Origin of the sequence: Christensenella intestinihominis (genome assembly GCF_001678845.1) — a bacterium.
In the GTDB taxonomy this organism is placed as follows: domain Bacteria; phylum Bacillota; class Clostridia; order Christensenellales; family Christensenellaceae; genus Christensenella; species Christensenella intestinihominis.
This window is the reverse complement of record NZ_MAIQ01000002.1, coordinates 115,274-127,481: the sequence shown is the minus strand read 5'-3', so window position 1 is coordinate 127,481 and position 12,208 is coordinate 115,274. Positions and strand designations below refer to the sequence as shown.

Genomic DNA, 12,208 nt, shown 5'->3' with positions numbered 1-12,208 from the left:
TTTTCGTGCCAAATTCGGGCGAATGCCCTTGAAAGAAGTTACCTGTCGGGATAATATAAAACAGGAAGGAAGAGGAAATGGAATCACGCAACGATACCCATACCGTGCTCAGGCGGTTTCAAAATTTCAGATATGGACTGATTTTACAGGGCATTATTGTCGGCGCGGCGGCGGGGCTCGTTTCCGTGCTGTTCCGCCTCGCAATCGAACGCGCGGACGATTTCCTGGAATTTATATTGGACGCGGGGAACCAGCAGGTTATTTTCAAGGTCATATGGTTCGCGGCGCTCGCCGTATTGGCAGTGGTTGTGGCGCGCCTTGTGAAGTGGGAGCCGATGATCGGCGGAAGCGGCATCCCGCAGGTGGAAGGGGAGCTTCACGGCGTATTCAGCCAGAAATGGTGGCGGGTGCTGGTCGCAAAATTTGCGGGCGGCGTGCTTTCCATCGGCGCGGGCCTGTCGCTTGGCCGGGAAGGCCCGTCCATCCAGCTTGGCGCAATGGCCGGGAAGGGAATTTCCCGCATTTCCAAGCGCGTGAAAATCGAAGAAAAGCTGCTCATGACCTGCGGCGCGTCCGCCGGGCTTGCGGCCGCGTTCAACGCGCCCTTCGCGGGCGTGCTGTTTTCGCTGGAGGAGCTGCACAAAAGCTTTTCCGTGGAAGTGCTCCTGTCCACCATGGCGGCCTCGGTTACGGCGGATTTCATCTCGCGCAATGTGTTCGGCCTCGCGCCTGTATTCAGCTTTGACATCACCATGAATATCCCGCTGAACCTTTACTGGGTGGTGATCCTTTTGGGGCTTGCCCTCGGTGCGGTCGGCGCGTTTTACAATTTCTGCATCAAAAAATCACAGCAGCTTTACGGGAAAATCAAGAAGCGGGAAGTGCGCCTGTTGATCCCGTTCTTATGCGCGGGGTTCCTTGGGTTTACCTTTCCCGCGGTTCTCGGCGGGGGCCACAAACTGATCCCCATGCTTGTGGGCGGCGAGTTTGCGGTGCTGATGATTTTTGCCGTATTTGCGGTGAAATTTATTTTTTCAATGGTCAGCTTTGGCTCGGGCGCGCCGGGGGGGATTTTCCTGCCCCTGCTTGTGCTTGGCGCGCTGCTTGGCGGCGGTATCGGCACCCTTATGGTCCGGGCGTTCGGCGTTCCGCCTGCCCTGCTGCAGAATTTTATCATTTTGGCCATGGCGAGTTTCTTTGCGGCAATTGTGCGCGCCCCCATCACGGGTATTATACTGATTTGTGAAATGACCGGATCGTTTACCCAACTTTTATCCCTGACGCTCGTTTCGCTGATCGCGTACGTCATTGCGGACCTGTTGAAATCGCAGCCTGTGTATGAACAGCTCCTGGAACGGCTTATTACCCGCGGCAAGGACGAGGAATTGCAGAAGGAAGAAGAAACCAAAATATTGCTCGAAATCCCCGTGCATTTTGGAACGCCGATCTGTATGAAAAAAATCAGCCAGGTGGAATGGCCGGAAAACAGCCTGATCGTTGCGGTGCGGAGGGGAAACCACGAAATCATCCCCAAGGGAACGGTGCGCATCCGCCCGGGGGATATCCTGGTTATCCTGTGCAATGAGAAAAATTCGTTTGAAGTGCACGAGCGGTTCGTGGAACTCGCCCAGACGGTTTAAATGGATACAGTGGAAGCGGAGGGGAGAATCCATATTCGACCCTGCTAAATTTCTTTGTTTGCATGCAGCTTGCTTTTGCAGGCATACATGCGCTTATCTGCGCGGCGCAGCACAGCGTCGAGGGACTCGCCTTCCCCGGAATCGAACACTGCGTAGCCTACGGCGAAGGAGGGTGTCACCGTGCCGGAATTTGGTACGATATACGGGAGGAGCTTTTTATACAAAGCCGCCGCTTCCATATCCCCACCCGGCAGCAGGACGACAAATTCATCCCCGCCAAAGCGAAACAGCTTTCCGGAAGACCCTACCGCTTTTTTCAGCACCTCTGCGCTGTTGATAATAAATTGATCCCCGGTGCCGTGGCCTTCCCTGTCATTAATCATCTTGAGGCCGTTCAAGTCAATCATAAATATATAACAGGGAGCGCTGCCGGGCTGGACCAGCTTCTCCGCCTCCCGCTCGTAAGCGGCGCGGTTTGAAAGGCCGGTAAGTTTGTCGTGGTAAGCCATTTTACGGAATTTGGACTGCTGTACAAGCTGTTCCCGGATTTCCTTTGATTCGCTGTTCCAAACGTACAGCATGCATAACGTAAAGGCCAGGAACGCACACTCGAGAAAAGAAAAACGCAGGAACTGGAAGGATACAAGGTAGTAGGTGACAAGCTCAAGCACGCCGCCGCCCGCGAGGATAACGACGCCCGCCCTGAGGGCGTTCATGTACGGGATATGTTTTGAGCCCGCGCGGAAAACACTGAGGACAACGCAGACGATATCCACAAACAACAGCAGGTGGAACACGAACAGGGTTTGCGTAAAGTCGACGATGCGGAGCATATGCAGAATGCAGGCGCCGATTATGAACAATAGGTTGGCGGTAAGGCAACCCGGAAGGCGTTTATCCGGCAGCAGGAGCCGGCGCTGCACAAAGCGGAGCGCAAAAACCGGAAGCAGGTAAAAAGACAGGAAATCGATTCCGTTTAAGAGGATCAGGTTATTCGTAAAAAGCTGGAGAAGCCCGGAACGCGCCAAAAGCCAGACCGCCGCAGTGATTGCAAGAAAGGCAAGGGCCTGCGTGCCACCCGCGGTTTTCCCAATCCGGGAGCCGCCGGAAACCAACGTATAGAGGAAAACCGCAAATAGAATAAGCACGGCGATGATTGTGAAAAGACGTGTGAACAGGAATTGCCGGATAAAATCAGCGCCCGGTATAACGGTCGCTTCCGAAAGGATTGCCCCGGGCGCCCCGCCGGTAAACTCGGCGGTAATGCGCAGCTCTCCCGCGCCGTCCGGCAGCTCAATGATATGGAAGCCGCTTCCGACACTCTGGTAGCCGTCTGCCGCCGCTTTCAAACCATATTCATAAATTTGCTGTCCCTGAAAGGAAACCGTGAAGGGCGCGGTGTAAAAAAAGATGCATAACGCACTGTTTTCGGGCCGCTGTGCGGAAATAGCGCGGGACATGGAAATACGCCCGGGTCCATCTGAAAAAACGGAGATGGGAAGGGAACGATTTTCTTCCACCGCCCCGTCCCGTGAGACGGTCCAGCTGTTTTCGAGGGAAACCTCCCTGTCGGAGCCGGATGGCACCAGGGAGGGCGCATTTGCCTGATATGCAAGGACAAAAACGATACAAAGCACAAGAAGGGTGATAACGGCGAACCGTATTTTTTTTGAGGCAGATTGTTTCATCGTCCCGGCCTTTCGTTTTTATTGATGGTCAATATAGTATGGACAGTTTACGCGTACGGAAATAAAGCAGCTTAATTTCCGGAAAAAATCCAGGAGGAAATGTCCTCTGTTACCTGCGGGTCGACGCTTGCGGGCGCATCGTAATCGCTGATTGTGCCCGTTTCGCCCGCGGGCATGAACAGGTGGTTAAGGCCGGGATAAAGCTTAAACGCAGCATTCTGCCTGCCGGAAAGAAGCTCTTTCCACGCGCCGAAATCTGCCTCGGGAGACACCTGGAAATCCGCGTCCCCCTGCAGGAACAGCATGGGGATATCGAGGGATTGTACAATGCCGGGCGTGTCGACCTGGTTTAAGGTATACCAATAATTTTCCGTGGCGTTCAGGATAACGCCGGTGCCGCCTTCCTTTGCGTTCTTCGCCGCCTCGGCCAGCGCCCCGGCCTGCGCCAGCGCCGCCTGGCGGTCCTGGTCGGAAACGCCTTCCGCCGCTTCGATTGCGGCCCTGTTCTGGTCCAGCATAATATCCTCGAGGCTGCGCGGGGAACCCGCAAGGGAAATGAGTCCCGCGAGGCCGTTATCCTGCGCGATCTTCGGCGCGAGCATGCCGCCGAGGCTATGGCCGAGTACGTAAACATGCCGGGCATCGATTCCCTCCGTATTTTTGAGCAGCTCCGCGCCCGCGGCCGCGTCGTCGAGGACCTCGTACTGGATGGTAATGTCTTTCGGGTCCTGAGGCAGGTTCGGATACTGCGCCGTGCGCTTGTTGTACCGCAGGGAAGCGATTCCATGCTCCGCAAGGCCGTGCGCAAGGTCGGCAAGGGGTTTGTTTCCCGCCGCGCCCACCGTTTCGTCCATATCCTGCTGGCCGGAGCCCGCGACGATCAGGACGGCAGGCGGATTTTCCGCACCCTTCGGCATGGTAAGGATACCCTCGAGCGGGGCGTCCTCATTTCCTACGGATACTACCTTTTCTTTATAGGCGTCCGTCTCCTGCGGCTGGGCCGGTTTGGGGAGGTAGGTCATCCACAGGCCCGCGATTTCGCCTTTTCCGTTGAACGTATAGGTCAGAAGCAGGTTCCTGTTTGCAAAAGCACATGTCACGCCGACAACGGCGGAATTGCCGTCTTCCGTAAAAGTGGCGTCTTCGATTTGTTCAAAGCCGCCGAGCACAGGGGCGATATTTTCCCAGCCCTGCCGCAGGATGTCGGCGTTAAGCCGGTCCGATACAGAGGCGGAAACACCCGCCGCCACCGAATCGTAATCCCCGTCGATCAGGCTTTGCGTATACGCCTTGCTTTCCCCGGATAAAGCAGCTTCGTCAAATTCGGCCGACGCGCAGCCCGCAAGGAAGAAAACCAATACCAGCAAAATAATAAATCCACCGGATTTTTTCACGCTTGTTCCCCCAAAAGACGTTTCTTTTTATCGCTGCCATCCTTTAGAAGTCTGCGCAGCGTTTCCTCGTCCCCGGCCACAATGGCGGCGCGCAGTGCGCCGATATTGCGCTGGAGCTCGTCGATTTCCTTTGTAAGCTCGTCGCCGTTGAGCACAAAGAGCTCCGCCCACATCCCGGGGTTAAGCTTCGCCACGCGCGTAAGGTCCATAAAGCTGCCTGCCGAAAAGCCGCTGAAATTCTGGGAAGCTTCGCTTTTCACATATGCGTTCGAAACGACGTGCGCAAGCTGGGAGGTATAGGCGATCACCTCGTCGTGCTTTTGGGCGGTGCACTTTGTGACGCGCGCAAAACCAAGCTTTTCCGCGAGCAGGGTAAGGAGGCGCACGGCTTCCGCATCCGTGGTTTCGTCCTCCGTAATGATGAAGCTGGCTCCCTTGAAAAGCCCGGCGTCGCTGTTTGCAAAACCGCTCGTCTCTTTCCCGGCCATGGGATGCGTTCCCACATAGCGCACATTGCGGCTGCGCAAAGGCCCGGAAACCTTTTGTGCGATAAAGCGCTTGACGCCTGAAATGTCGGCCACAACGGCGCCCTGCTTAAATTCCGTACCCAGCATATAGGAGACGCAGTCGCGCGGATACAGGCACACGAAAACAATGTCGCAGCCCGAAACGTCCGTATCGCCGTCGATGGCTCCCGCTTCATATGCCGCGGCAAGGACGCCTTCATCGCGGTCCACGCCGAAAACGGTATAATCCGTATATTTTTTGACCGCCCGGGCGAGGGAACCGCCAATCAGCCCGAGGCCAACAATTCCTATTTGCATAAAATCTCCTTCAGCGCAGAGAGGAGGATATCCATTTCTTCGCGCGTCCCGATGGTGATCCGCAGGAAATTACGCGTCCGTTTGCCGGAAAACCACCGCACCAGGACGCCATGCTTCCGCAGGGCCCCAAATACCGCTTCCGCCGGTGGGTCGTCGAAGCGCGCAAAGACGAAATTCGCATCGGAGGGGAGGGTGGAAATTCCCAGCTTCCACAATTCCCCAATCGTATAGGCGCGCGTCTCCACAATTTTTTCGACGGTCTCCCGGCAGTAGTCCGCATCGCGGATGGCGGCTTCCGCGCCCGCCTGCGCAAGCATGTCGACCGGGTAGGAATTAAAGCTGTCCTTTACCGTCCGCAGGGCGGCGACAAGGTTTTCATCCGCGACCACATAGCCGACGCGCAGGCCCGCAAGGCTGTGCGATTTGGAAAGCGTGCGGACAACCGCGAGGTTCCGGTATCTTTGGACCAGCGGAATCGCGGTTGCGCGGCCAAACGAAGCGTAGGCCTCGTCGACCACGGCGACGCCGTCTGTCTTTTGTATGATTTTTTCAAGGTTGGGAACGGATAGGGCGATGCTGGTCGGCGCGTTCGGATTCGCGAGGATCATACCGCTTCCCCCGCACATTTTATCCACATCCACCGAGTAATCCTCTTTCAGGGGCACGAATTCAAGCGGTACGCCGAAAAATTCCGCCCATACCGGGTAAAAGCTGTAGCCCACATCGGGCGTTTTCACCTTGCGCGGGGTTGAGGTTCCCGGAAACCAGCCGCCCGCATTTCCCGCGCCGCCCTGGAAAAATGCGGCATAACAGAGCGCAAGCGCTTCATCCGAACCATTGGCGCAGAACACCTGCTCCGGCCGTACCCCGTGGTATTCCGCGATTGCTTCGCACAAGCTCCGCGCGTCCGGATCGGGATACAAACGCAGGGATTCCGCCGCCCGGCTGACCGCCTCCGCTACCCTGGGGCTTGGCGGATAGGCGTTCTCGTTCGTATTCAGCTTCACCATTTTTTCCTTTGGCTGTTCGCCCGCCGTATACGGGGTCAGGCTTTTTGCTTTTTCGCTCCAGAATTCTTTCATGATACAAAAACCTTTTCTTAAATTTATGTAAATTCAATATAATTCTACCATAACGGCCATGAAATGTGTTAATATATGTTCTATGGAAAAATTAGTGAATTTGAAACCGGAAAAAAGAAGGTGCGGCTGGGTCACGGACCTGCTGCTGAAAGAATATCATGATAATGAATACGGCAGGCTGAAAACGGACGATACGTCCCTGTTTGAAAAGCTTTGCCTTGAAAGCTTCCAGGCGGGGCTTTCGTGGCGCACGGTGCTTGCGAAGCGCGGCGCGTTCCGCGAGGCGTTTTTTGGTTTTGACATCAGGAAATGCGCGGAGCTTGAAGACGAATACCTCGATTCCCTGCTGTTCGACCAGCGGATTATCCGCAACCGCAGGAAGATTTTTGCAGTGCGTGAAAACGCCCGCGCTACGCTGCGCGTCATCGGCGAGCACGGCAGCTTTTTTAAGTATGTTTATTCCTTCAAAAAGCCGCAGGCGCTGCTTGCTTCCCTCAAACGGTACGGTTATGTATTCGTAGGCCCCACAATGGCGGAGTCCTTTATGCAGAGCATCGGAATCCTGGAAGCGCACGAGCCGGGTTGCTTCCTGTATACGTCGGCGCTCGAAGGCTCGAAATAATTTATCAGACAGGCGGGAACCTATGCCCACAACGCTGACACATAAAATTGCCGCGGATAACATCCTTGAAAAGCTCACGGACGCGCGGGCAAAAAAAATTATCACGGAAAACCTGTCCGCGTACTATTCCGGTTCGCAGGGCGGGGATATTTTCCTGCTGTATAAATTTTATTTCTTCCTGTGCGGCGCAAAAATGAAAATGCTTGGATGGGCGCTTCATTATACGCGGCCCCAGCGTTTCTTCTGCGAGGGTGCGGAGTATGTGAAAAAGCAGGGGAGCGATACCCTGAAAAGCTATTTTTACGGGTATATTACGCACTATTGTCTCGATATGTTCCTGCATCCGCACATCAACGCGGAGACAAAGCCGATGTCCACCCACAACACGCTGGAGTGCGCGCTCGATATCCTCTATGCGAAGAAGAACGGGGTGGACGCCTATGCGTTCGACAAGGAGCAGTTTGCGCGCGACACCATTGTGCCCGGCAGGGAAATCGATACTTTTTACAGGGAAATGTCGTACCTGTTTCCCGGTTTGAAGGTGGACGAACAGCCGTATACCAAGGCGGCCAGGTATTATGCCTATTATAACGGGCTTGTGTCGCAGCCGACAAGGGCAGACCTCAGGAAGCTGGGGCTGCTGAATGTAATTTCCCAGCTGAAGCTGAAAACAATGCTGTACCAGCCCATCGAAACCTATGCGGGGCTTTATGATTACGATTTCTATTTCGGGCTGCTGGAGCGGGCGGTTACATGGGCGGTGCGCCGCATCGGGCTTGTGCAGGCCTTTTTTGAAGACAGGGTGGATATTACGCAGCTTGAAAGCGAATTTTACAATGTATCCTTCCACGGCAAGGCGATTGTTCCGCAGGAAGAACGCAAACCCTTCAAGCGGATGTATAAGAAGGCGCCGCTGGTGCATGTGAAGGAACCTCCCAAAAAGGAAACGGGCCTGCGGGACGCAAAATGCAAAACGTAAAAAAAGGCTGCCGCCGGAAAAACCGGGGCAGCTTTTTCATCTGTATTCCTATGGCGTTTTACGCGGTGCGTTTGCCGCGGCGCGTACCCGGCGCGGTAAATTTATACTGCGCAATCATGCCTGCAATGGCAAAGACCGCGACGGGAAGGATCAGCATCCATGTTTCCGCCTGGTTGAAAACGCTGACGGAGGTAAGCACCTGCTTATAGTTCCCAAGCGTTACGGCGCCGAGTACGTTCGCATTGAAGAACAAACCGATGATGATGCCTACCGTGCTGATAATGGTGTATCCGCCGTAAATGGCGGAAAAAATAATCACAAAATGCCTGCGGGAGGCGAGCGTAATCGCCCCGAGGACGACGAACAGGCCGAGGCCGATGAAAAACAGGGTCAACGGCTCCATTCCGGCAAAGGTGGAGGGAAACGCCTGCTTCAGCAGGTCGAAGACCATCAGGCCGACCATGCCGCCCACCACGAAAATAGCAAATTTTACAAAGAAAAACGCGAGGAGCGCAAAAACGATTCCGATAATCAGGCTCACAAGCCACAGCCAGTTTGCAACTGCGGGAACATAGGTGCCAAGATACGTATACGAATAATATGCGCCCATGAAAAACGCATACAGGAATAAAATTACCTTGAGGTATTTATATCCCCAAAAACAGTACAGGATTCCCAGCACGAGCATAACGAGCAATATAATAATGGGAATGATTCCGGCCATAGACAGCATACTCCTTTGCAGGATTTTCTTATTCATTATTATAGACACAGAAAACCGTAAATGCAAACCGGCGGCCTAAAAGTAATAAAAATTTAAGGAGGATATACGCCGTTTCAACAATAAAAAGCAATTAAAAAAAATAATACGATAGAAAAAACTTTAGAAAAAAAAAAGGTTGTGCTATAATACAATTTGGTAAACAAACGCGGGGAACCCGCGTGAAGCAGGACATCCGGGGGGTAAAACATGAGCCTGACATTTACGGGCGGAATTCATCCGCTTCATCACCTATATGAAGGAAAAAAACTGACGGAAAAGTGCGCGATCGAAGAAATGCCCGCGGGGCATATTGTTAAGATTCCGCTTTCACAACATATTGGCGCACCCGCGAAACCCATTGTAAAGACGGGGGACCGCGTGCTGATGGGCCAGAAGATCGCCGAGGCGCAGGGCTTTGTCAGCGTGCCGGTGCACGCAAGCGTGTCGGGCGTTGTCACGGCGATTACGGAAATCCCGGGTATAAGCGGGCATCCGGTGCAGGCCATTGTCATTGAAAACGACGGCAAGGACGAAACGGCGTTTACCGTGCCGGAAAATTTCGAGGGCCTGTCCCGGGAACAACTGGTTGAATGCATCCGGGACGCGGGCAACGTCGGCATGGGCGGCGCGACCTTCCCGACCCATGTGAAGCTTTCCCCGCCGGAAGGGAAGAACATTAACCTGCTTCTCTTGAACGGCGCGGAGTGCGAGCCTTTCCTTACGGCGGACTACCGGCTGATGGTCGAATGCCCGAAGCGCGTGCTGGCAGGGGTCAAAATCCTGATGCGTACGCTGGACGTGAAAAAGGCGATTATCGGCATTGAAGACAACAAACCGGAAGCCATTGAAAAAATGTCGGCGGTTGTCGACACGCACGCGATCCGCGTAGTGCCCGTGCAGACAAAATATCCGCAGGGCTCTGAAAAGCAGCTGATTAACGCGATTACGGGCCGCGTGGTTCCTGCGGGCGGCCTGCCGATGGACGCGGGCGTGGTGGTTGTCAATATTGCGTCCGCAAAGGCCATTGCGGATGCGTTTTGTGCGGGCGAACCGCTGATCCGCCGGGTCGTTACGGTTTCCGGCGCGGTGAAAGAACCCAAAAACCTGCTCGTACGCATTGGCGTAAGCGCGCAGGAGGTGCTCGATTATGTGGGCGGCTTCTCTTCCGAGCCTTTGAAAATCGTATCCGGAGGACCGATGATGGGCCTGCCCCTGCCGACGCTCGACTGCGTCGTCACCAAGGGGTTTTCCGGGCTGCTTGTGCTGGATAAGGAATATACCAAAAAGCAAAAAGAAACCAATTGTATCAAATGCGGCAAGTGCGCGGAGGTATGCCCGATGCGCCTGCTGCCCATGATGATTTCGGCGTCTGCGCTGTATGAGGATTTTGACCGCGCGGAGGCAAACCATGCGATGGACTGCATGAGCTGCGGCTGCTGCAGCTATGTGTGCCCTGCCAAAAAGCCGATTGCCCAGAACATCAAATTCGCAAAGGACATGATCGCTGCCAGAAGGGCGGCCGAACGGGCGAAGCAGGCCGCCATGGAAGCGGAGCGGAAAAAGGAAGAAGCGCCGGAGGAAAAGGCGGAATAAGCCCGATGTGGTGATTTTTTTGATGCCTTTTCAATCGAAAAGGCCTTCATAAATAAACTGATTTATCAATATTTTTTTGAAAGGAAAGGCTATGCAACAAGAGTTGATTTTGTCCGGGTCGCCGCACATCAAATCGCAGCAGAGCACTACGCGCATTATGCTCGATGTTATCATCGCACTCATTCCCGCGTGTATTGCCGCCGTGTATTTTTTTGGAACCGGCTGCCTCTGGACGATCGCGCTGTGCATTGGAAGTGCGGTTGGCTGTGAGGCCGCGGTGCAGTTCTTTACCAAAAAAGAAGTTACGATCAGCGATTTATCCGCTGTTGTAACGGGCCTGCTGCTTGCGCTGAACCTGCCGTCCACCGCGCCGTGGTACCTGGCGGTATGCGGCAGCGCATTCGCGATCATTATTGTAAAACAATGCTTTGGAGGGCTTGGCCACAACTTTATGAACCCCGCGCTTGCGGCGCGGTGCTTCCTGCTGATTTCGTGGCCGGTTGCCATGACGACCTTCATTGCCCCGCACGCCGGGGTGGATGCGGTGGCGTCGGCGACGCCGCTCGGCATTTTGAAGGAAGGCGGGGACGCCATTCCGGGGCTGTGGGATATGTTCATCGGCAACATCGGCGGCAGCATGGGCGAAACAAGCGTGCTTGCGCTGCTGATCGGCGGGGCCTACCTGATGATCCGCCGGGTGATTTCATGGCGCATCCCGTGTGCCTACCTCGGCACGGTTGCCCTGATTACGCTTCTTACGGGCCAGCCGGGAATGATTCTCTTCGAGCTTTTCGCGGGCGGCCTGATGCTCGGCGCATTTTTCATGGCGACGGATTATGTTTCCTCGCCGTCCTCGCCGAAGGCCCAGCTTGTGTTCGGCATCGGATGCGGCGCGATCACCATGATTGTGCGGCTGTGGGGCGGATATCCGGAAGGCGTGTCCTTCTCGATCCTGTTTATGAACCTTTTGACGCCGCTCCTTGACAAGGTGCTTCGTCCAAAGGTATTTGGGGAGGTGAAGAAGGTCAATGAATAAGGCAAACAGCGGCAGCATTCCCAACCTCGTGCTTCGCCTCGTGATTATTACCGTGTGCGCGGGCCTCATCCTTGGCCTTGTGTACGCCGTCACCAAGGGGCCGATTGAAGAGCAAAACATTAAAAAAGCAACGGAAGCGCGCCAGGCGGTGCTTCCCGACGCGCAGGATTTTAAGCAGGTCGCGCTCGACGGCATCGATTACGACCATGAAAAATTCTCGGATATTAAAGAGGTATACGAGGGAACGGCGGACGGCGGAACCGTTGGCTATACGTATTCCATCGTTACCAAGGGATATAAGGCGGGGCTTACGCTTACCATCGGCATTGCTGCGGATGGCAAGGTAACGGGCGTAGAGATTACCGCGCATGATGAAACTCCCGGTCTTGGCGCGAACGCCACGAACCCGGAGTGGCTCGAACAGTTTAAAGAAACAGACGGCCCGCTGGTGGTGGCAAAATCCCCCACCGGCGCGGTAAACGAGGTACAGGCCCTGACGGGCGCGACGATTACGAGCAGGGGCGTTACGAACGCGGTCAACCTTGCGCGTGAATTCGGCGAGCAATACCTCGGGAAGGGAGCGTGAC

Annotated in this window: 11 protein-coding genes; 6 read left to right on the top strand and 5 right to left on the bottom strand. The window is 54.9% G+C overall.

All coding sequences use genetic code 11. From position 1 onward, the window contains the following. Positions 1–77: 77 nt before the first annotated feature. The gene (locus BBD38_RS03305; RefSeq protein ID WP_066684505.1) at positions 78–1,640 is read left to right on the top strand and encodes a ClC family H(+)/Cl(-) exchange transporter; all 1,563 of its coding nucleotides are present in this window, start codon (positions 78–80) and stop codon (positions 1,638–1,640) included. A 44-nt stretch (positions 1,641–1,684) separates the two neighbouring features. Here the strand turns inward: BBD38_RS03305 and BBD38_RS03300 are convergent, their stop codons facing one another. The 4 genes from BBD38_RS03300 to hisC all read right to left on the bottom strand — a co-directional run bounded on the left by BBD38_RS03300 (position 1,685) and on the right by hisC (position 6,628). Then, complete coding sequence (locus BBD38_RS03300; RefSeq protein WP_066684502.1) at positions 1,685–3,328, bottom strand: GGDEF domain-containing protein; 1,644 nt, start codon at positions 3,326–3,328, stop codon at positions 1,685–1,687. Between the two features lie 71 nt (positions 3,329–3,399). After that, complete coding sequence (locus tag BBD38_RS03295; protein ID WP_066684499.1) at positions 3,400–4,722, bottom strand: alpha/beta hydrolase; 1,323 nt, start codon at positions 4,720–4,722, stop codon at positions 3,400–3,402. After that, the gene (locus BBD38_RS03290; RefSeq protein ID WP_066684497.1) at positions 4,719–5,546 is read right to left on the bottom strand and encodes a prephenate dehydrogenase; all 828 of its coding nucleotides are present in this window, start codon (positions 5,544–5,546) and stop codon (positions 4,719–4,721) included. The genes BBD38_RS03295 and BBD38_RS03290 overlap by 4 nt, the downstream gene beginning before the upstream one ends. After that, positions 5,537–6,628 carry a histidinol-phosphate transaminase gene (gene hisC / locus BBD38_RS03285; protein ID WP_066684495.1) on the bottom strand — a complete coding sequence of 364 codons (1,092 nt, stop codon included), beginning with the start codon at positions 6,626–6,628 and terminating at the stop codon, positions 5,537–5,539. The genes BBD38_RS03290 and hisC overlap by 10 nt, the downstream gene beginning before the upstream one ends. 82 nt (positions 6,629–6,710) lie before the next feature. Between hisC and BBD38_RS03280 the strand changes: the two genes are divergently transcribed. Beyond that, entirely contained in the window at positions 6,711–7,250 is a 540-nt protein-coding gene (locus BBD38_RS03280; RefSeq protein ID WP_066684485.1) for a DNA-3-methyladenine glycosylase I, read from the top strand. Positions 7,251–7,272: 22 nt separating this feature from the next. Next, positions 7,273–8,229, top strand: a complete 957-nt coding sequence (locus tag BBD38_RS03275; protein WP_066684483.1) for a zinc dependent phospholipase C family protein — start codon at positions 7,273–7,275, stop codon at positions 8,227–8,229. 58 nt (positions 8,230–8,287) lie between these two features. Here BBD38_RS03275 and BBD38_RS03270 read toward each other — a convergent pair whose 3' ends face one another. Beyond that, positions 8,288–8,989 (bottom strand): TM7S3/TM198-like domain-containing protein, encoded by a 702-nt coding sequence (locus BBD38_RS03270; RefSeq protein WP_082989458.1) that lies wholly within the window; start codon positions 8,987–8,989, stop codon positions 8,288–8,290. A 210-nt stretch (positions 8,990–9,199) separates the two neighbouring features. Between BBD38_RS03270 and rsxC the strand changes: the two genes are divergently transcribed. The 3 genes from rsxC to BBD38_RS03255 all read left to right on the top strand — a co-directional run bounded on the left by rsxC (position 9,200) and on the right by BBD38_RS03255 (position 12,207). Beyond that, complete coding sequence (gene rsxC / locus BBD38_RS03265) at positions 9,200–10,585, top strand: electron transport complex subunit RsxC (RefSeq protein ID WP_066684478.1); 1,386 nt, start codon at positions 9,200–9,202, stop codon at positions 10,583–10,585. A gap of 91 nt (positions 10,586–10,676) precedes the next feature. Then, a complete protein-coding gene (locus BBD38_RS03260; RefSeq protein WP_066684475.1) occupies positions 10,677–11,621 on the top strand; it encodes an RnfABCDGE type electron transport complex subunit D in 945 nt (314 codons plus the stop codon). Continuing rightward, positions 11,614–12,207, top strand: a complete 594-nt coding sequence (locus tag BBD38_RS03255; RefSeq protein WP_066684473.1) for an RnfABCDGE type electron transport complex subunit G — start codon at positions 11,614–11,616, stop codon at positions 12,205–12,207. Before BBD38_RS03260 ends, BBD38_RS03255 begins: the two co-directional genes overlap by 8 nt. The last annotated feature ends 1 nt before the right edge of the window (position 12,208 follow it).

Bases quoted from the DNA above. Each gene is read 5' to 3' on its own strand.
- BBD38_RS03305 (WP_066684505.1), top strand. From the start codon at position 78: ATGGAATCACGCAACGATACCCATACCGTGCTCAGGCGGTTTCAAAAT.
- BBD38_RS03300 (WP_066684502.1), bottom strand. From the start codon at position 3,328: ATGAAACAATCTGCCTCAAAAAAAATACGGTTCGCCGTTATCACCCTT.
- BBD38_RS03290 (WP_066684497.1), bottom strand. From the start codon at position 5,546: ATGCAAATAGGAATTGTTGGCCTCGGGCTGATTGGCGGTTCCCTCGCC.
- hisC (WP_066684495.1), bottom strand. From the start codon at position 6,628: ATGAAAGAATTCTGGAGCGAAAAAGCAAAAAGCCTGACCCCGTATACG.
- BBD38_RS03280 (WP_066684485.1), top strand. From the start codon at position 6,711: ATGGAAAAATTAGTGAATTTGAAACCGGAAAAAAGAAGGTGCGGCTGG.
- BBD38_RS03275 (WP_066684483.1), top strand. From the start codon at position 7,273: ATGCCCACAACGCTGACACATAAAATTGCCGCGGATAACATCCTTGAA.
- BBD38_RS03270 (WP_082989458.1), bottom strand. From the start codon at position 8,989: ATGAATAAGAAAATCCTGCAAAGGAGTATGCTGTCTATGGCCGGAATC.
- rsxC (WP_066684478.1), top strand. From the start codon at position 9,200: ATGAGCCTGACATTTACGGGCGGAATTCATCCGCTTCATCACCTATAT.
- BBD38_RS03260 (WP_066684475.1), top strand. From the start codon at position 10,677: ATGCAACAAGAGTTGATTTTGTCCGGGTCGCCGCACATCAAATCGCAG.
- BBD38_RS03255 (WP_066684473.1), top strand. From the start codon at position 11,614: ATGAATAAGGCAAACAGCGGCAGCATTCCCAACCTCGTGCTTCGCCTC.